Genomic DNA, 20,606 nt, shown 5'->3' on the forward strand with positions numbered 1-20,606 from the left:
ATCATATGTTAGATAGTGTTATAGGCTATTGTATTTATAGTTATTTATATAATTATCATTGTATTAATAACCCACTAACTTGTTGAAACAGTTTCAACCCTTTACGGGCAAGAACTATTTCAAACCTACCTGTCATGCAGCTATTTTTAAGAAACTGAGTGAAGCTAAAGTTAAACTACCTCAGTAGAACATTTAGCCATGAGTTTCTAATCAATGCCCTTTACTGAACATTTTGGTCCTTTTATCTGTTAGATCATCATAAACTTTAGGTAAATAAAAATGCCTATAAGTAAAATAGAGGAGCAATTTTTCTAACAAGGCTTTCTTTAATTTCCTATTCTTTTTATCAAAAAGTATAGGTCTTGAATTCAAAGACTCATCAGAATACATTAGAGGTTCACACTTTAAATTAAGTGCTCTAAAAAGCTTTCCATCTTCATCGGTACAAGAACTCTTTCCTTTGAAATTTATCCATTTATCACTAAGCTCCTGCAAAAAAGATTGGATATCGAATCTATACTCACACTCCATGACAAAGATTACATCTACATAAGGTTCAATTGATTTATCTCCGAAAACTTCACGATGCGGATTATTCAACCAAACTAAAAAATATCCTTTCAAGTTTCTTAAGACGCTATTTCGTCTGTATTTCCTTAAAAACTCAGTAAAGTTCTTGGCAAATACTTCTTTTTTATCTAAAAAAGACTCTCCGCTAACATCTGCATAAAACTTAAATCTGCATATTAATTGATCAGACTTAAGCAATTCCGCAAAGCTCTCCTGCGCATCTTTATATCTGCGTCGGAACGAAATCAAATCTTTATCAAGCTCTTTATCAAGGTCTATAGAAAGGTAAGTAGAAGGCATTTGTAATAGCATAGGGCCTAATTCACCTGTTTTATAGGATTTACTAAATTGATTTAAACGCCCAAAAGTCTCTATTTGAGTTAGAACGGCGCTTCCCCTATGTGCTAATTCTTTGATTTTTTCCCATAATGCCGTTTTAAAAAGCAAGTGAAATTGGATATTTAACTTGTACTTAAAGTCTTCAATTTCATTTATAAGATTTGATTGCTGGCTGAATAAGCTTATAAGATAGATTAATTGCCTCCCCATCCTACTAAGCTTCATGTCAACAATGACATCGTCCAATACCTCAAAATGGAAAAATGCTTCAGAATTTATTTTGAGGTACGCATAAAACACATCTAAGAAATAAAGAATCTCTCCAGTTAAATTTTTACCATCCCCAAACTCATAAGACATCTCAACCAAAAGGACCTCATCAACTATTAGTTGCTGCCTTTGGACTTTTGGTAAAACACTTATAGACCACACCTTATTTTTATCTTTAATGAAATTCATCAACTTATCTTGAGTGAGCTGTAAAGGCTTAGGCTTTACTCCAATTCTCGAAACTTGAGACATAATCGTCCAAGGTGTCATGACTTGTTTATGAATATAATCATTGCGTATTGATGGGATACAGTAATGAAAAAAATCTTCATATCGATAAAATGAACCAATCGACCAATACAAAAAATTTTCAAGTTTTTCATTATCGTCAATGACACCAACGATGTCTTTGCCGCAAATTTTTTTAAACAATGGACCTAGGTCTTGAAACCGCACATTACTATTTTCTGCGCAATTTTCAGCGACCCTTTGTAATTGTGCTAGAGCTCCATTCGTATTTTTATAGAGCTGTAAGGGATAAATCACGATGCAATTTAACAGACAGCCATGAACACCATCATCCTCAAAATTGAACAGAACTTTAAGTAATCCGCGATCTGAAACGATGTTCTGCTCTATAAGTTCTACATCTTTAAATAGCTCCAAAATTTTATCTTTTGATGTGACTGTTGAAGCATGTCTAAATTGATAACTGACATTAAATACATACAAGCCACCATATCTCTTAAAAAGTTCTCCTATTTTTTGTTGAGCAGAAAAAAGTGTCTGATCCCTTAGTGAATACATACCGTTAGTTATTGGACGTATAGCCAACTGATTCTTGAAAATAGAATAAAAGTGTAGGTATTGTTCGACTGGAAGTCGCACTCCAGTGTCTAAAGAACGTTGAAGCGAATGAAGAAACGCATTCTCTGAAGTTGCGACATTTTCCTTATCGTATTCATCTAGACTACTTTTAAAAATGTTGAATAAATCAAAATGAATTTCATGCTTGTAATTAAAAATAGTTTGACTAGCACGGCAAAGGGTAAAAAATAATTCACGCAATTTCTCTGAGTTTTGAAAAAAAAATTCTTCAAGAAATGCATTGTCAGTAGACATCTGCTTCAATTGATTCAACGCATCAAATAAGCAAAACCAATCTTTAAAAATGGAGATTTCATCATCCTTTCCAGCGCATATTTCATACTGATACTTGTGTTTAAAAAGTAAAAACATTTCTTCATCAGTAATTTTTTTGTTATCAAACATGAAAATACTCTAAAATGCGCTTTAAATATGGCTTTCATGATAATACAAAGTTAAAAAATAAGCATATTATTCCAACCCTAATTTACTAATATTCAAGAACTTTTTAATCATAAATCCAAACCATATAAACTCATAACTTTATGCTTGAGTTGGTGGCTAATCGCTATTCAGTGTAGAATTTTACACACTAGAGCAAATGAGATTTGATCCATGGAGTGCAAAATAACTGTTGCTGAGTTTTGTACAAAATATGATATTAAGCGTCACAAACTGAATTATCAATTCAAACTCAAAAACATTGAAAAAGATGAAGACAATAAATTTGATGAACAGGAAATGTTGAAACTTCTACATATCGACAATCCGTCAAATGTAGAAATTCAACAATTAAAAGAGCAGCTAGCTCAAGTTCAAAATCAATTAGAACTACTAACCAGTTGCAATAAGACAGATGTTGAAATTCAACATTTAAGAGATGAAATCACTCAGCTAAATGAAAGGGTGGCTGCGCAAGCCATTTTGATACCAAAAAAGATGGATAAGGAAACTTATAGAATTCTTAGCTTTTTAGCTGTAGTAAACATCGGCTTACTACTACATCCGAAAACAAGAAACTTGGCAATTGATCTACTACCATTAGGAACTAAAATTTTATAGGCTTCTAGTACCGATAAAAATTAATTCAGCGATTAGAATGAATGAGCTAAAAAAGTAAACAACGAGATCATTGGCTTAATAGATTAAGCCCCCCCCTATTGCTATATCAGTAATCCGTTAAGTTTTAGTATTTAAATAATTGCCGATTTATGAGAGATTATCAAAATATCATCTTGCTCTTTCTTATCTGAAATCAAAAAAAGCATATTTCTTTTTTACGGTAATTTTTACGGTAAAAAAGAAATATGCAAAATATATTATTATTATATTTCATATACATACATTAAAAATTCGAGTCCCGCAGGGCGCACCATTTGATGGTTTATTTTGATCTACAACATTCCAAATCAATATTAAAAATATATAAAATTCAGTTTGTTAGTCGAAGTTCAGTTATCTTCTTTCAAATTAAATTTTATCCAAGATTCAGATTAATTAATTTTACGAACTTCACTTGGTGTTTGCCCAGACCATTTTCTAAAGGCCCTGCAAAAGTTAGCATCATCCTCATAACCCATTTTACTAGCGATTTCATCAATGCTTAATTGTGTATTTTGCAATAGGCGAGTCGCATCTTTTAGTTTTACTTGCTTGAGTAATTCAGAATATTTACTCCCTTCGTCAGCTAAATTTCTTCTTAAAGTTCGCGCTGACATAGATAAATATGCAGCCATTTCATCTAATGAAAGATATCCATTTTTATCCAAACCTATAATATTTTTAATTTTTTTTGTTAATATAGAATATTGATCTTCAAAGTTTAACTGTGCATCACATTGTGCTATTGCAATAGCAAAAGCTGATGAGCTCCTGAGAGGGAGTTTATCTGACAAATATTGAATGGGGATTTGTATACTGTTGATTGGATAGTTATATTTAACGTTACCAACCTCTTTATAAACGTCTATAGCATGGGGTGGTTCAGCAAAAGTTAAGGTTATTTTTAGTTCATGTTTCGCATTTGGTAGTATAGCAACCAATGTACGCCAAAAGGAAAATATTGCAGATTCAATCATCCACTGTTGTAAATACCCTTCTGTCGGCATTTCAGTTTCAATAATAATGAGATGTTCTTTATCGTTTTCTTGATGAGTGGTTTGTATACCTTTTCCAATCAATTCCCAATATTGAGTACAAAATACAATCGCTTCTTGAAATGTGTTACAGCTTAATATTGCTTGCCCAAAATAACCAAATGCGGTTGGTGTAATACGACATCCTGCTTGGAAACCAATAGATAAGTCATGGTTAGTCACCTGCCATAATGCATGCATCATTTGCAACATCTGCTCAAACAATATCCCATGTTCTCTTAAAATATTAACGTTGGGGCTCATACCCAAAGAACTTAATAAGTGATTGATATCTACACCTTGTTCTTTAGCTATCATTAAGTATTCTACAGGAAAAACCCCTGAAATCTTTAACCTATGCCCCCCTTTCATTTTCAATTCCTTTAAAACAACATGGCCACAAATGACAATAATATAGGGTTAGTTTGCCACTACAGCTAAAATTTTGCGAGTAGTAAGATGCCTTTCAAGCGGAGTAGAAAATCTACTCACATATGACCAAAAAACTCTCGTTGGAGCATATATGAAAGCATTATTCACTAAATTAAGCTTTGTTATTCTAGCCCTCATTGGTACAGCAAAAGTACAAGCTGGATTAACAGTCCCAGTTGGTTTTACAGCATCAGATTCAATTCATACTTTTCCAGAAGCGTTAAGGCATGATTTTTGGGATAAATTTGGGATAAAAGCACAAGCGAAAGGTACAGCAATAGCATTAGATCAACCAAGTATCGGTGGAAATTCAAGTGAGTTTAATTACCCTGTGACAAGTATAGTGATTGGTTCCAAAATGAAAGTTGTACTTGGACGAGCAAAAGGTACAACCATGGTCTACTCACGCCATCAAGATGATGGAACAGAAAAGAGTCTAACACTCTCTAATTTTTCTATAGATTATGCACATAAACAAGTATTAGCAGATGCAACTTATGGGGAAAATATCAAACAACTACAGTTGCCTATTTTTAATTTTAGCATTGAAACATCTTTAAACTTTGATTATCACTTTCCATTAGGATTCAGTAGTTATGAAAAGCTCTCTCAACTTTATCTTACACCTGAAGCAAAAGTTGCTTATCAAAAGGGATTGGCCTTACCAGACTCAGCCCTACACTTATTAGATATGGATTTTGGTACGCTCACTCAAAAATCATCTTCAAAAATTCGTTTCACAAACCCCAAAGCTTTGGAAACTGTAAAAAATTAAATCAAGGTGAATAAATATGTCTATCTTTTTGAGAATATGTATATTCCTAGGAGCATTCTTGAGCTTTAATCCAGCATTTTCTGCCGAACAATCAAATAACGCTAAAGCCTCTATTGTTCCTACAAAAATTTTAGTGATTCTGACCAATCATGCTCAGTATCCACATCGAGCCGACTCCACTGGATTATGGCTTACGGAACTCACGCATTTTATAGATATTATTGACACTGCTGGTTTTGAATTAGATTTTGTCAGTCCTAAAGGTGGGAAAGTCCCATTAGATGAGCGTAGCCTTGGATGGTTATATATGGATCGCGCTGCCAAAGCCTATTTAAATGATCCAGAGTTCATATACCTTCTCAATCACACACGCCAACCCGAAGATATTAACCCATTAGAATATAAGGCTATTTATTTTACAGGTGGGCATGGAACAATGTGGGACTTTCGCAATAACGTGACACTCAAAAATATTGCAGAAGAAATTTATAATCACGGCGGTATAATTTCATCTGTATGCCATGGAGCAGCAGGACTACTAAACTTACAAGATTTGAATGGAAAGGCACTAATTGCTGATCGTCATGTTACAGGATTTTCTAACACTGAGGAAAAATTATCAGGGATTGAGGAGCAAGTGCCTTTTCTCTTACAAAATGAACTGATTTCTCAAGGTGCAAACTATAAAAAGGCGTTGTTACCATTTCAATCTTTTGTTGTTGTAGATAATCGTTTTATAACAGGGCAAAATCCCAATTCAAGTAAAGCAGTTGCTAGGGAATTGATCAAACTCATTCAACGTAATAATCAATGATTAAAAACTAATCCAAACCTATAAATAATAAAGTAAAATTCTCTATCTTTAGTGTTTGTCCCCACATCTGCACAAGAATCACTCGTACACAGATGTAGGACCGCCTCACTTATAATCTAGTAATCTAAGGCAATTTAACGCTATTCTTTCGATACCGCATTCACAGCTTCAAGAATCACTTTAGCAACTGCTTTGGGTTGAGAAATCTGTGGCGTATGCCCTGCTTGCAGCGTTGTAACATGTGCTGAGATTTTCTTTGCCATTGCTACCTGTGCAGCAGGTTGAAGCATATAATCTTGCTGACTCACGACATACCATGAAGGTTTCGTCTTCCATGCCGCGACAGTCACCTTTTCTTCAAAAATATGACTGTTGGTTGGCGTTTGTGTAGCGAACATTAAGCGCGTTTGTTTTGCAGCAACATCTGGCGCAAGATGCTTCTGAACACCTTCTAAGCTTAATGTTACAAATCCATCTTTATCTGCGACAAGATGACTAAAACCAGATGGTGTCGGATAATCTTTCGAAACATCAACCACAGATTGCCCTTCAGACGGGGCAAATGCAGCAACATAAACCAATGCTTTTACTTTGTCCTGTTGACCAACTTGAGTCACAGGAACACCACCCCAAGAGTGTCCAACGAGAACCACTGGACCTTTCTGCATATCTAAAACGCGTTGTGTCGCCTTCACATCATCAGATAATGAACTCAATGGATTTTGTACAGCAACGACATTTACACCTTTGTCTTGTAATAAAGGAATGACTTTGCTCCATGCCGAACCATCAGAAAATGCACCATGAACCAGTACCACCGTTGGTTTTTGAGTTTCCGCAGCAAATGTAGAACTGATTGTAGCCACACCCAAAATCGTGGTCGCAATCGCAGCTTTTATCATTGATTTCATCTCATTTCCTTCAAAGTAGGTTGGCAATTAGCCCGTTATATTTGATAGGAACACTTTATATTTAAAATAAATTAGCTTCAATTATCAAAAAACATCAACACTACATACAAAATATTTCTAATTCAAGGAATTATGACCCATTGCTGAAATCGCGAATTTAAAAAGTAAAAGATTCCGTGAACAATTTTATTCACTGCCTGATCTCAAATAAATAAAATGAAAGCGGACATTTTGGCAACGCTTTATCGTTGCCAAAATAGATCACATACCATGCTTTTTAGACTTCAACAGCATCAGCAATTACTGGGCTAAATCTTGAATTTGGCGTGTCGAGCTGCTGTTTAATATGCGCAGCAACAAACTCAGCATCTTTAGCAATGTCTAAAAAGCGACCTGATCCCCAAGTATGTAACCAAGGCAAACCAATAAATGTGACATCAGGGTCAAGCGTGATTCCTCGGTCATGTTTTGGATAGCCATTTGTTTCAAATAAATCTAAATCAATCCATGAATAGTCAGGTCGAAACCCAATACACCAAATGATGGAAGTAATATTTTCCGCAACCAAATCAATTTCCGTAATTTCAGTTTGAGCTGTCCATACAGGCTCATAAACTGAAGCTGGTTCATCTGTCTCAATACCATTTTCAGCAAGATAAGCATCAATCCCTGCATTAATACGGTTATAGGTTGCATCTGCCATATCCAAGTTTTGCATCAAATCTGGACGAAACACCAATTGTCCATCTTTGTAGTCTTCAAAACGCCCTAATAATTGCATCCCTTCTAATACAAATTGACGTAGATCAATATCACGACCTCCATCACGTCCAGTCACATAGTGATTGGTACTGTTTCGAACTTCCTCACTATAGCGATGGTCTTTGACTGTGGTTTCGTAATAGCCCATTTCAAAAAGCCACTTCACCACATCCTTACCCCGATAGAAACGTGCACAACGTGGCGCATCCCCTGTAGATAAATACACTTTTTTGCCAGCAAGATGTAAATCTTCAGCAATTTGCGCACCTGACTGCCCTGAGCCCACCACCAAAACATTACCTGCGGGTAATTGTTCAGCATTAAAGTATTGTTCAGAGTGAATCACCGTGACATTTTCAGGTAAAGCAGATGAAAGCTTTGGATAAATTGGCGTGTGATAGCCTCCTGCGGCAACCACTAGCTGCTTCGCAGTTGTCGTCCCCCGATCTGTCTCAATCACAAAAGACTGGTCTGCAACTTTTTCAACATACTGAACTGCAACACCTAAAATTGCTGGTGGATTGAGCTTTTCAATAAACTGATCCAAATATTCAACAATCTCATTTTTTTTCATAAATCCATCAGGCTGATGGCCCTTATACGGATGCTCTGGTAACAAACACTGCCAGTTAGGTGTGACCAAGGTAAAATTATCCCAGCGTTTACGTCGCCACGCATGGGTTAACTCTGGTTCTTTTTCTAAAATCACATGTTCAATATTGGCTTTTTTTAAATAGTGGCTGACACAAAGTCCTGCCTGCCCACCACCAATAATCACCACTGGATATTCAGATTTAAGTTTTGCTTGTTCAACTAGCATCATGGTCATCACCTGTCTTATTCGTTTGTCATTTCAATAATTTCGATTTGATCTTGGGCTTGAATGCTCAAAATATTAATGTGCCGTTTAATACTGGCGAGATTGTCCATCGCAGCACTGCAAGCAAAACCGTAACGCAGTCGGACTCGTTCAGAAGCCTGTTCAAGACCATTTTCCACTTGTGTCACAAAGTCCGTTAAGCTGTACACCTGCCCAACCCGCAAATAATCATAAATAATGCTAGAGGGTGAGTAATATTGATTGACCTCGCCATTTGGCCATTTCACGGTAAAATTTACACTTGGCATAATGTTGGCTCCTGTTGCTGTGCATGTCGGGAAAGATGGGAAAACGGAGCTTGCGCGAAGACTTTTTGATAATTCAGCCCAGTAAAAGCCTGTTGTTGAAAATCCCAAAAAGTCTGTTGTTCAGCCTGCTGCTGAACCTGTACCTTGCCAGAATCTGTGACCTCACCAATCACCGCACAATCAATATCTTGTGAAGCAAATAATTCAATGATGTCCTCACATTCTTCGCTATCGGCCGTCAGTAAAAAGCCATAACTTGGGAAAATTTGAAGCCATTTCAGCCAATCGGTATGTTGTGGTTTCGGAATTTTGTCTAGCCAAAGATTCGCTCCTGATCCTGTCGCCTCAAGTAGCATTAATAAACTGCCTAAGATTCCTGCATTACTGATGTCACGCGCTGCATACGCGAGATGCTGTTCTGCAATTTCGGGCAATACATTCAACTGGGCTCTTAAAACAGCAGCAGGAACATGTTCAAAACATTTCCAATAAGTGGTTTGCTCATGGAATTTGCCCTGCATATTCAGTGCAATTAAGATTTTCTGTCCTGCTTGAACATGAAAGACCGAGAGCAAATGATTAGCTAGACCCTGTATCGCAACGGAGAGCGTTGGTTGAAAATCTGCGTGAATATTGGTGTGTCCACCCACAAGCTTTACGCCATAGGCATCACAAGCTGCTTGCATGCCTGCCAATAACTGTTGACCACTTTGCGTATCGGTATGCCAATAACTATTCACCACCGTTAAAGCTCGCCCACCCATTGCAGCAATGTCGCTCATATTTGCCATCACCGCAGACCATCCTGCAAAATAAGGGTGATTAGCCACAAAACTTGGTAGCATTCCTTCGCAAGCATGCAATAAATATTGCTCACCGAATGGCGTCGCAGCAGCATCATCCGCAGGCAATGCATATAAATCTTGTAGAGTTTGAATGTTCAGATTCAACTGCGATTTAATCGCATGAATATCTTGCTTAGACTGCATTGCCGACGTGATTTGCAGTTGTGGGAGTAGTTCTGAAAGTCTCATCAGCAGATCTCCTTATAGCTATAAGCTTGCATCACCACATGTTGTAATGGGTAATTTTCAACTTGTGCCTGCATAAGCACATGCGGAAGATTTGCAACATTCAGCTCATGTACAGTGTCCCAACACAACTTTTGAAAATAGCGTTCATTCTGTTGCTGAACCGTTGCAAGGAATGTGGTGCAGCCTAAATTTTTGGCAGTGGATACGGCTGCATTAATCAATGCTTTACCAATTGCATGTTGATGACGGTATATAGGATCAACACACAAACGCCCGCCCCACCATGTCTGTTCAGCTTCGGGGAAAATACGAACTGCACCAATGACACGATCATGTTCCCCAAATATTTGTCCAATCGCCACAATCGCTAGAGCTTTGAAATCATGTTCATCACGATCTTCTTTTAAAATTTTCTGCTCATCACGAAAGGTTGCTTCACGCAATTGATAATATTGGCGACGCTCCCAATCTTCTGCTACAACTTTGATAATGATGTCATCCGTGACAAATTGCTTCAGCTCTTCATTGAGCTCAATCAACCATGCATAGTTAGATAATTTCATCATCAACTCCTTATTCATAAGCTCTGAGGGAAGAACAAGCCCCACATTTTGCACAACCTGCCTGTGTGTCCTGTGAATTCAAACCATACTGGCGAAGCTGTGTGCCAATTTGGGGATAAAGCATTTGCATAAATGCTGAATCAGGTTTGGGGTGATGCTCTAGAGCCGTTCCCTGTATCGGCACAAAAGGAACTACAAAGGGATAAACCCCTATTTTTGCTAGACGTTCCGTCATGCTGATAATTTCTTGTTCGGTATCACCTAAACCAGCCAAGATATAAGTACTGACTTGCCCTCGTCCAAAGACCTTCACTGCTGCTTCAAAAGCAGAAAAATAGAACGCAAGGGATACTTCTGCTTTACCCGGCATAATTTGCTTACGCACCCGATCGCTTACGGCTTCTAAATGCATCCCGATGGATACTGCGCCTGCATCTTTTAATTTTTGAAACCAAGCGAAATCATCAGGTGGTTCACACTGCACTTGAATCGGTAAATCGACTTGTGCCTTAATCGCAACAACTGAGTCGTATAAAATGGCTGCACCGCGATCAGGCGTATTCGGTGTTCCTGTGGTCAGCACCATCTGAGTCACCCCATCCAGTTCTACCGCTGCCTTCGCCACTTCAGCCAATTGATCTGGACGCTTACGTATAATGGCGCGCCCATCTTTTAAAGACTGATCAATCGAACAAAACTGACATGCCGTTGCTTTATCATTCATGCGAATACAATGTTGCAACACCGTTGTTGCCAACACATCATGGCTATGCAGCGTGGCAATCTGTTCATACGGAATGCCCTCTGCTGTGCTTAAATCATAAAATCGTGGTCGTGTTGGCGAAGTGAGCGTTGCAACAGGTATGCGGTTTTTAAAGACAATCACCTCACCTGTTGCAGTATCTTTTTTACCCGTATAAGGAGAATCCTGTGAAGCAAGGTTTAACACTGGAATCATGAGCGTCTGACCACCCAAGGTCATGGCTTTATGATCGCTTGGACCTGCGCCACCTTTGCGAGAAAGTCCAACCTCACCTTCCCATTTCAGCCCGTTACATTGCAAATCACTGAGTAATTCAATCGCAGACATGATCTTCTCCTGTTATTTTTTTAAACGGGGTGTCTATGCTTGTACTTCGGCAAATTCAGACACTTTTTCGATGCTGTTATTCGATGGATTCTCTAGTTTTAACTCATGCAAAACTGAGGTAGGACGACGATCAATCAATAAACTGAGTAATTCTGGACGGCTATAATGCCCAACAGAATCCATCATCCGTTTACGTTTTTCGATTAAGGAAAAGTCTAAATCTGCAATCACATAACCTTCGCCTTGTGTGATTGGTTCAGACAAAAATTTGCCTTCTGGAGAAACAATGGCCGTAAAACATCCCCCAGAAATTGGACCCAGTTCACAACCAGTGTCTTGCATAATTTGTTGTTGTTGCTCTGGGTAAAGCCATGCTGTGGCATTCACCACAAAACAACCCGACTCCAAAGCATGGTGCTGAATGGTGGCACTGATCTGATCTGCAAAAATCTGCCCCACGAGTGATCCCGGAAACATCGCCGCATGAATTTGCTCACCATCCGCCATCAAAGCAAACCGAGCCAAAGGGTTGTAATGCTCCCAACATGCCAGCGACCCAATACGTCCTACAGCAGAATCTATCGCACGTAAACCACTGCCATCGCCTTGCCCCCACACCATACGTTCATGATACGTTGGGGTAATTTTACGGCGATGCTGAATAATCGAACCATCCGCATCAAACAACAATTGAGCGTTATAAATCGTGCCGCCTGCACGCTCATTAATACCAATAGAAACCACCATGTTCGCTTCTTTGCATGCCTGTCCAATTAAAGTTGTTGCTGCCGATGGCACGACAACCGATTCATGCAATAGCTTTAAATGTTCTTTACCCATGGCAAACGGTGGTTGCACAAAAGAAAAATAAGGGTAATAAGGCACAACAGTTTCAGGAAATACGGCAAATTGCACACCTTGCTGCCCCAACTCCAAAATCGTGTCACAGATTTTCTTGACTGTACCCGCTTGGCTATACAACACAGGGCTACATTGAACTGCCGCCGCTTTAATGATTTGGTTCATGACTTATTCCCCTTTTTTCTTAAATACTTAAACAGTCCACGTATCAATAATTAATGCATTGTCACGGCGCATCAAAAGTTTGAGATCCATCACATCGAGAGGATTAATCGGACGAATTCCCTCCATTAAAGCTTTTTCAGTTTGTCCATAAAGTGCTTGCAAGGCGAAACGACAGGCATAGACTTCACCGCCTTCTGCCATGAATGCTTTTAATTGATTATTGACCGCCAAATGTCCTGGGAATGCTTCTGCACCCAATGTTGGAAAACCACGTTGTACCCCCAACTGAACACCCGGACCGTAAAGCAAAATTTTGGTTTCAAAACCTTTGCGTAATAATCGTTTTGCTTGTAAGACATTGACCAAGCCAATAGAACCTTCAAAGGCAACGGTGTGAAACGTCACCAATGCTTTTTCACCCGGCTGAGCTTTTACATCCTCAAATACCTTTTCTTCATAATCGACAAGAAAATCACCATCTTTGTATTGTTCAATATCTACTTTAGGCATAGCCGTTCCTCATATCTACGGTTTCAATTCAACCAACTGTTTTGGTCTATCCGTGTTATTGCGAGAGCCATGCCAACATGATTAAAATGCTGTTTTTAAATTTATATATTATTGAAAAATATAATTTTATTATTTATTTTTAGTGGTTTTATAAAAATAAGAATGTGTTGAACAACTACGGTTTTTCATAGTATTATGAAAACTCATAGTTAAGATTACGATTTTTCATAGCATGAATAATATCGACTTTATTTCTGATTGGGCGTCTTCTGAAGATTCGATTCGTCCGCTTGCTTTTGAACATACATCTCAAGCATTAATCGTGATCGACCCACATCAAAATCGCTTTATTGATCTAAATATTAGCGCGTCTCAATTATTACGCTATGAACGACATGAATTGATTGCAAAAACAGTTACTTCTGTTTTTGGGCACATCCATCAATTGCCACATCTGATGGCATTTACAGATGAAGCACTCAGTAAAGGTTATGCTTGGAACAATGAGCTATATGCTTTTGATAAAGAACATGAAAAAATACAACTCGATGTCACCGCCATTCGCCTGCCTTATAAAAATAAAAATCTACTCATTTGGTCATTGGTCGATGTCAAAGATCTAGAATTACGCCAATTTAACAAAAATGCGGACAAGGTCATTCGTGCAGGGCTAAAAGAATGGCAAGCCTTACAAGAGCTGTTTATTGACTCAGATACAGGCAAACATTTATTACTCAGTTCCGTGGGTGATGGTATTTACAGTATTAACAAGCAAGGACTATGTACCTTTATTAATCCCGTCGGCGCAAAAATGCTTGGCTTACAACCCGAAGATGTTCTTGGTAAAAATATTCATAAAGTTCATCATCATACCCATGAAAATGGAACACACTACCCTGTTGAAAATTGTCCAATTTATGCTGCGGTACATGATGGTATTGTTCATGAAGGCATTCAAGAGGTTTTCTGGCGACGTGATGGTAGCTATTTTCCAGTCGAATTTACCAGTACACCGATTATCCGTGATAGTGAAATCATTGGTGCTGTGGTGGTTTTCCGAGATATTAGCGATCGTTTAAATACTGAAAAACAGCTCACCCATGCGCTAGAGGAATTACAAGATTTAAAAAGCCGCCTAGAGCAACAAAATGAATATCTACAAGAAGAGATTTTACAAGAAAATCAATATCATGAAATTGTAGGCAATAGCCCTGCTATTCTACAGATTATTGAAAAAATAAAGGTGGTTGCGCCCACTGATGCCAATGTCATGATCTACGGAGAATCAGGAACAGGCAAAGAGCTGATTGCACGTGCTATCCACCAATCCAGTCACCGTAAACAGCATCCACTCATTCGTGTGAACTGTGCAGCAATCCCCTCTGAATTATTTGAAAGTGAATTTTTCGGACATGTAAAAGGGGCTTTTACAGGCGCAGTTCGTGATCGGGCTGGACGCTTTGAACTCGCCGATCAAGGGACTTTATTTTTAGATGAGATTGGTGAAATCCCACTTGAATTACAAAGCAAATTACTCCGAGTCTTGCAGGAAGGGACTTTTGAAAGAATTGGCGAAGAGAAAACACGGCACGTTGATGTCAGAATTATTGCCGCCACCAATCGAAAATTAAAAGAAGAAGTGAAGCTTAAAAACTTCCGTGAAGACTTATATTTCCGTCTGAATGTATTCCCAATTCATTCTCCTGCATTACGCGAACGTAAACAGGACATTCCTTTACTGGTCTCGCACTTTACGAAATTGATCAGTGAAAATCGTAAAGTGCCTTATTTACCTTTTTCACAAAAACATATCCTCGAACTACAACGCTATGACTGGCCGGGTAATATTCGTGAATTACAGAATGTATTAGAACGTGCATTAATCACTGCCAAACACGGGGCTGTTTCTTTTCAATATCTGCTTGAACAAGAGCCATCTCAGACCGTACAGCACAATCAAGCCGCAGCAATCGAACAAGTCCTGACAATACAACAGCTTAAACAGTTAGAAATGACAAACCTTCAACTGGCAATCAAACAATGTGAAGGTAAAATTTTTGGTGATGAGGGTGCAGCTAAACGCTTAGGCATTAATCCCACCACACTGATTTCAAAATTAAAAAAACTAGGGATTGAGTATTGAGCCGTATTTACTTCAATATACTGGCCCAAATCTTCATCAAAGCCTGTGTTTACTTACCCAATTCATCCAAAACTTCAGTTTTGGCAAACATCTCTTTTAGCGCATCCAAATCTTCATCAATCGCCGTTTTCATGCCTCGCCTTTCTAGCCATTTTCTACCCCAAAGGCTCAGTTCCATAATTAAATGCTGTAATTCTTTCCCTTCATCACTTAATGAATATTCAACTTTTGGAGGAACAACAGGATAAACGTGGCGGATCACTAGTCCATCTTCTTCAAGTTCACGTAATTGTTTGGTCAGTAAGCGCTGATTTATACTCACCAAATGACGCTGCAACTCGCTAAAGCGTAAAGTTCCATCCTTAAACAGATGAAATAAAATTACGCCCTTCCACTTTCCACCCAGAATATGCAGTGCTGCTTCCATCGAACAGCCCGGAGCAGAATCATAATTACGCAGTTTTTTCATAGCAGCTTACAGTTACCTTTTAGTAAGTATAGGAATTTTTTTAGCGTATAAACACTAAAAAACAGTATGTATCATCACCTCATCAAAGTAAAACTGATTCTTGGAGAGGACGATGTCCGCACTGTTATTCCAACCGATTACTATCCGCAATACTGAATTTAAAAACCGTATTGCCATGTCTCCAATGTGTATGCACTCTGCTACAGCTGATGGGCATAGCACTGATTTTCATATCGTGCATTATGGCGCACGTGCTTTAGGTGGTGCAGGGCTAATCATGCTAGAAACTGCTTCTGTACTGCCAAATGGTCCGATCGGCCCTGGCGATTTAGGCATCTGGAAGGATAGCCATATTGACAGTTTAGCTCGGGTGGTCGATGTGATTCACCGCTTTGGTGCTAAAGCAGGTGCGCAACTCGGTCATGCAGGTCGTCAACTGGGGATTGATTTACCCTCAATTGCCCCTTCTGCAATTCCGTTTACTCCTGAATCGCGTGTTCCACATGAGATGAGTATTGAACAAATCAAAGAAGTGGTTGAAGCATTTCGTTTAGGTGCAGCAAGAGCAAAAAAAGCTGGCTTTGATGTCATTGAAATTCACTGCGCACATGGTTATTTACTCAATGAATTTTTATCGCCACTTGCGAATAAACGTACTGATCTTTACGGTGGTAGTCATGAAAACCGCTATCGTATCGTTCGAGAAGTAATTGATGCGGTTCGTAGTGAATGGGATGGCCCGTTATTCTTACGAATTTCTTCAACCGACTATGTTGAAGGTGGCAATACACCCCAAGATTTTCTAATTTATGGTCAATGGATGAAAGAACAGGATATTGATTTAATTGATTGTTCGTCAGGTGGTATTGCGATGATTCCAGTCAATACTTACCCGAATTATCAAGTGCCTGCGGCTGAATTATTGCGTAAAGAACTTCAGATCATGACGGGTGCTGTGGGTTTGATTGAAACAGGGCGCCAGGCTGAAGAAATTTTACAAAATGGTCGTGCTGATATTGTTCTGGTTGGTCGTGAGATGTTAAAAGACCCGTTCTGGGCACGTACAGCCGCAGACGATCTAAAAACTGCAATTACAGTTCCCTCTCAATATACCCGTTATGGTTCAGCTTGGCAGCGCACAATGCCAAAACTAGATGCAGTCCCTTTGCTTGAAACAGTTGAACAATAAATATTACTAAAATGAAGGGGAAGATATTTCCCTTCATTTCCCTATTCACTTGCGGTTTTGCGTATTTATAACAAAGGCTTAGATTCAAAATTTAAAGAATATCAAACTGATAAGACGAGTAACACTCAAGTACTTGAAGATATGCTCTTACAGCCTCCAATTCCAATAGAAACACAGTGCTCAATCACGTAGCGAAATCCTATGGCGTATAGCCTTTAAAATTTAGTCTATTAATTTCATCAAAAAAGAAGGTGCTGTCTTAGAATAAGATGAAAATTTACTGAACAATAAAATGAACAACTCAAATGTGATCATGCAATTAGCATGAAAAACTTGAATGATAGCTGATCGTTTACATCACCATTTAGGTTTAAACAACCAAATGAAATGAATCAAACCTTGGATTGTAAACCGATCGTCTATAAGCATCAAAACTTCATCAGCCATTACGAGCTCTGTGTTGCTATCTCTCATTTACCTGAAATAAATCCCATTTTGTCAGTTAAATTTGAATATGTTAGCTCCACCAGTGGCTTGTAAATATTTGTGCAACAAAACAAGGCTATATTCGTTTTATAGATATTCTTTGCAGAAATTATGATCTAAACAATCAAAAAATATAATATACTTAACAAAATATGTTGAGTATATAACATGAAAATATCCTTACTCATATCCTCACTTCCCACACAGAACACAACCACACGCATGAGAGTATGGCGATCGCTGAAGGCAAGTGGGGCCGCAACCCTTAGAGATGGCGTCTATATCCTCCCTATGACTCATAGCGAAAAATTTGATCCTATCGTTCATGATGTTGTTTCAGAGCAAGGAACGGCCTATGTATTTAACGCTGAATCGGTTGCAAATTTGGATATTGTGACTATTTTCAGTCGAAAAGAAGAATATGATGCTCTTTATAAACAATTAATAGAGTTAAAAGATCGCTTAACTCAAGATGAAAAGAAAGAGTTACTCAAGCAAGTTCGTAAACTCAGAAAAGGGATCAATGCACTTGTAGATATTGACTATTATCCAGATGAGACTCAAGCACAGGTCCTCAATGAACTTTCATTATTGGAACTCGCAATTGCACGTCTAGGTGAAGTCAATGAACCCAAAGCAAGACAAGCCTACATTCAAGTCTTAAACAAAGCGAACTATCAGAATCAATGTTGGGCAACCCGACAAAGACCTTGGATTGATCGCTTAGCTTCTGCATGGCTAATTAAGACTTTTATTGACGCCACACCTACATTTATTTGGTTAGAGCATCCAACTGACTGCCCAGAACACGCATTAGGATTCGATTTTGATGGCGCAAGATTCAGCCACATCAATCACTGGGTCACCTTTGAAGTGCTTTTACATAGTTTTAATTTAGAAACACCAGCACTCCAAAAAATTGCTGAAATTGTGCATTACCTTGATGTGGGTGGGATTGAACCGCCTGAAGCAATAGGGATTGAAAAAGTCATGCAAGGTCTTCGAAGCCAAATAAACAATGATGACCAACTATTTGAATTATCTAATCATATATTTGATGGCTTATACGCCAACCTATCCAGAGAATAATCATGCAACACGAACAGATTCCCTCCCCAGAAACAGACATCCAAACTGTTTCATTTTGGCAAGCCTTTCTGTTTTGGCTTAAATTGGGGTTTATTAGTTTTGGGGGACCCGCAGGTCAAATCGCGGTCATGCACCAAGAACTGGTTGAACAAAAGCGTTGGATTTCAGAGAAGCGATTTTTGCATGCACTTAACTATTGTATGCTCTTACCAGGCCCTGAAGCACAACAATTAGCAACTTATATCGGTTGGTTAATGCATAGAACCGTCGGTGGTTTAGTTGCTGGGATTCTTTTTGTACTACCATCGCTATTTATTTTAATTGGTCTTTCATGGGTTTATGTAAAATTTGGTGATGTACCCATTATTGCTGGCCTCTTTTACGGCATTAAACCTGCTGTTGTTGCTATTGTTTTTCATGCGACGCATCGAATCGGCAGCCGATCACTTAAAAATAAATTCTTATGGCTGATTGCAGCTCTTTCATTTATTGCTATATTTTTCTTCAACTTACCCTTTCCTTTAATTGTGCTCTCTGCCGCAATCATTGGTTATCTAACCAGTAAAAAATATCCAAACCTATTTTCTAGTGGAAACGCACACCAGCAGAGTAAAAAAGATTATGGTCGTGCTTTAATTGATGATGATACTCCTACACCTGAACATGCAATCTTTAGCTGGAAACGTTTGGGCAGTATTCTGCTCATTGGTGGTCTACTGTGGTTTATTCCAATCCTGAGCCTAAGCTTAACGCTGGGATGGGATCATACTTACACCCAAATGGCTTGGTTCTTCACTAAAGCAGCTCTGCTCACCTTTGGTGGTGCCTATGCAGTATTGCCTTATGTTTATCAGGGTGCTGTGAGCTATTACAGCTGGTTAAGTCCGACTCAAATGATAGATGGTTTAGCACTAGGTGAAAGTACGCCAGGTCCTTTAATTATGGTTGTCGCATTTGTTGGCTTTTTGGGAGCATTTAACCAAGCACTCTTAGGCTCAGATCATCTATTCTTAGCAGGAGCTATTGGAGCAACGCTTGTCACTTGGTTTACTTTCCTTTTTTCTTTTGTTTTTATCTTGGCTGGGGCACCGATTATCGAATCAACACATAATGAGCTTAAATTTACAGCCCCGTTAACTGCAATTACAGCGGCTGTGGTTGGTGTGATTCTAAACCTTGCCCTATTTTTTGCTTATCATGTACTTTGGCCAACAGGATTTAACGGCTCTTTTGATGTTGTTGCTGCACTAATTGCATTTGCAGCCCTGATTGGACTGTTCTATTTTGAGCTTAAAGTCATGTATGTCCTAGCAGCTTCAGCGTTAATTGGCTTGCTTTGCTTTACATTTCTTTAATGCATTTAGACTGAATAAATGTGATCTTTTGTGGGATTCAATGCAATCAATCCCACAAAACTTTTTATACCCTCATCACTGCTACAGATATACAGCAACTTCATTTTAGTAGCTCTCTTTCTCGTCCTTAGTTTTTCAGCACGCTTCCAAGATAATAAAGCTCATCTCCATGTCTGCTCATAACTCAGTCATGATTTGTTTTATAGAACCATTTTTCCCATTGCTGAATTCGCCTTACGCATGGCGGAAACTCCTTTTCAATAAGGAAAATTTCTTCCTTGGTAAACTTCGTCCCAAGCATGATTTCCTCCCAGTTAAGCAAACCCGGTATTCAACTTCGAACTTGAACTAAAGCTATTTGAACAATATCGCACTCGTTAGTGCTTTCTAAACAAAGCCTGACCCTCAAACGTTAAAACCCTATTATTTTTTATTCTCTTTCTTCACAGTAACCAACATTCTTAATAACACATCATCTCTCCCCCGATTGGGCTTTGGAACAGTGAGGCACATAGCTCAAAAGTAAAGAAGATTAATATGAGAATTCTTAACTGATCAATATTGCCCTATTTACTAAGTTTTTCACTGTAGCTCAATCAAAGAATTGTTTTTATAAATTCGTGTTAAAACTCACAAAACTCACAAAACT

The 20,606-nt window shown here is 38.5% G+C and carries 18 protein-coding genes; 7 read left to right on the top strand and 11 right to left on the bottom strand.

The window, feature by feature from the left end:
- Window positions 1–210 precede the first annotated feature (210 nt).
- A complete protein-coding gene (locus B4F08_RS07445) occupies window positions 211–2,451 on the bottom strand; it encodes a hypothetical protein (RefSeq protein ID WP_291373993.1) in 2,241 nt (746 codons plus the stop codon).
- A gap of 210 nt (window positions 2,452–2,661) precedes the next feature.
- On the opposite strand from B4F08_RS07445, the gene B4F08_RS07450 reads away from it, so the two are divergent.
- Window positions 2,662–3,108, top strand: a complete 447-nt coding sequence (locus B4F08_RS07450; RefSeq protein WP_291373994.1) for a hypothetical protein — start codon at window positions 2,662–2,664, stop codon at window positions 3,106–3,108.
- A 431-nt stretch (window positions 3,109–3,539) separates the two neighbouring features.
- On the opposite strand, the gene B4F08_RS07455 is transcribed toward B4F08_RS07450, so the two are convergent.
- Complete coding sequence (locus B4F08_RS07455) at window positions 3,540–4,553, bottom strand: AraC family transcriptional regulator (RefSeq protein WP_291373995.1); 1,014 nt, start codon at window positions 4,551–4,553, stop codon at window positions 3,540–3,542.
- Between the two features lie 151 nt (window positions 4,554–4,704).
- On the opposite strand from B4F08_RS07455, the gene B4F08_RS07460 reads away from it, so the two are divergent.
- Together B4F08_RS07460 and B4F08_RS07465 are read left to right on the top strand one after the other, a co-directional pair.
- Window positions 4,705–5,388 (top strand): hypothetical protein, encoded by a 684-nt coding sequence (locus B4F08_RS07460; protein ID WP_119064300.1) that lies wholly within the window; start codon window positions 4,705–4,707, stop codon window positions 5,386–5,388.
- 16 nt (window positions 5,389–5,404) lie between these two features.
- The gene (locus B4F08_RS07465) at window positions 5,405–6,202 is read left to right on the top strand and encodes a type 1 glutamine amidotransferase domain-containing protein (RefSeq protein WP_291373996.1); all 798 of its coding nucleotides are present in this window, start codon (window positions 5,405–5,407) and stop codon (window positions 6,200–6,202) included.
- A gap of 140 nt (window positions 6,203–6,342) precedes the next feature.
- Here B4F08_RS07465 and B4F08_RS07470 read toward each other — a convergent pair whose 3' ends face one another.
- From B4F08_RS07470 to B4F08_RS07505, 8 genes are all read right to left on the bottom strand, one after another.
- Complete coding sequence (locus B4F08_RS07470) at window positions 6,343–7,113, bottom strand: alpha/beta fold hydrolase (RefSeq protein ID WP_291373997.1); 771 nt, start codon at window positions 7,111–7,113, stop codon at window positions 6,343–6,345.
- Between the two features lie 277 nt (window positions 7,114–7,390).
- Complete coding sequence (locus B4F08_RS07475) at window positions 7,391–8,704, bottom strand: MSMEG_0569 family flavin-dependent oxidoreductase (RefSeq protein WP_414632463.1); 1,314 nt, start codon at window positions 8,702–8,704, stop codon at window positions 7,391–7,393.
- 8 nt (window positions 8,705–8,712) lie between these two features.
- Window positions 8,713–9,003 carry an MSMEG_0570 family nitrogen starvation response protein gene (locus B4F08_RS07480; RefSeq protein WP_291373999.1) on the bottom strand — a complete coding sequence of 97 codons (291 nt, stop codon included), beginning with the start codon at window positions 9,001–9,003 and terminating at the stop codon, window positions 8,713–8,715.
- Entirely contained in the window at window positions 8,991–10,037 is a 1,047-nt protein-coding gene (locus tag B4F08_RS07485) for a sll0787 family AIR synthase-like protein (protein WP_291374000.1), read from the bottom strand. Before B4F08_RS07485 ends, B4F08_RS07480 begins: the two co-directional genes overlap by 13 nt.
- A complete protein-coding gene (locus tag B4F08_RS07490) occupies window positions 10,037–10,600 on the bottom strand; it encodes an MSMEG_0567/Sll0786 family nitrogen starvation N-acetyltransferase (RefSeq protein ID WP_291374001.1) in 564 nt (187 codons plus the stop codon). The genes B4F08_RS07485 and B4F08_RS07490 overlap by 1 nt, the downstream gene beginning before the upstream one ends.
- Before the next feature lie 10 nt (window positions 10,601–10,610).
- Window positions 10,611–11,690 (bottom strand): MSMEG_0568 family radical SAM protein, encoded by a 1,080-nt coding sequence (locus B4F08_RS07495; RefSeq protein ID WP_291374002.1) that lies wholly within the window; start codon window positions 11,688–11,690, stop codon window positions 10,611–10,613.
- A 33-nt stretch (window positions 11,691–11,723) separates the two neighbouring features.
- The gene (locus B4F08_RS07500) at window positions 11,724–12,716 is read right to left on the bottom strand and encodes a Nit6803 family nitrilase (RefSeq protein WP_291374003.1); all 993 of its coding nucleotides are present in this window, start codon (window positions 12,714–12,716) and stop codon (window positions 11,724–11,726) included.
- Window positions 12,717–12,743: 27 nt separating this feature from the next.
- Window positions 12,744–13,226, bottom strand: coding sequence for an MSMEG_0572/Sll0783 family nitrogen starvation response protein (locus tag B4F08_RS07505; RefSeq protein WP_004638761.1), 483 nt, complete (start codon window positions 13,224–13,226; stop codon window positions 12,744–12,746).
- A 232-nt stretch (window positions 13,227–13,458) separates the two neighbouring features.
- Here B4F08_RS07505 and B4F08_RS07510 point away from each other — a divergent pair, with 232 nt between their 5' ends.
- On the top strand, window positions 13,459–15,369 hold the full coding sequence (locus B4F08_RS07510) for a sigma 54-interacting transcriptional regulator (protein ID WP_291374004.1): 1,911 nt from the start codon (window positions 13,459–13,461) through the stop codon (window positions 15,367–15,369).
- A 49-nt stretch (window positions 15,370–15,418) separates the two neighbouring features.
- On the opposite strand, the gene B4F08_RS07515 is transcribed toward B4F08_RS07510, so the two are convergent.
- Window positions 15,419–15,838, bottom strand: a complete 420-nt coding sequence (locus tag B4F08_RS07515) for a winged helix-turn-helix transcriptional regulator (RefSeq protein ID WP_291374005.1) — start codon at window positions 15,836–15,838, stop codon at window positions 15,419–15,421.
- A 112-nt stretch (window positions 15,839–15,950) separates the two neighbouring features.
- On the opposite strand from B4F08_RS07515, the gene namA reads away from it, so the two are divergent.
- From namA to chrA, 3 genes are all read left to right on the top strand, one after another.
- Window positions 15,951–17,027: an NADPH dehydrogenase NamA gene (namA, locus tag B4F08_RS07520; RefSeq protein ID WP_291374006.1), complete on the top strand. Its 1,077-nt coding sequence runs from the start codon at window positions 15,951–15,953 to the stop codon at window positions 17,025–17,027.
- 654 nt (window positions 17,028–17,681) lie between these two features.
- Window positions 17,682–18,602, top strand: a complete 921-nt coding sequence (locus tag B4F08_RS07525) for a chromate resistance protein ChrB domain-containing protein (RefSeq protein WP_086208589.1) — start codon at window positions 17,682–17,684, stop codon at window positions 18,600–18,602.
- Between the two features lie 2 nt (window positions 18,603–18,604).
- The gene (gene chrA / locus B4F08_RS07530; protein WP_291374007.1) at window positions 18,605–19,957 is read left to right on the top strand and encodes a chromate efflux transporter; all 1,353 of its coding nucleotides are present in this window, start codon (window positions 18,605–18,607) and stop codon (window positions 19,955–19,957) included.
- Window positions 19,958–20,606 lie beyond the last annotated feature (649 nt).

Source organism: Acinetobacter sp. UBA6720, assembly GCF_002454215.1.
GTDB lineage: Bacteria > Pseudomonadota > Gammaproteobacteria > Pseudomonadales > Moraxellaceae > Acinetobacter.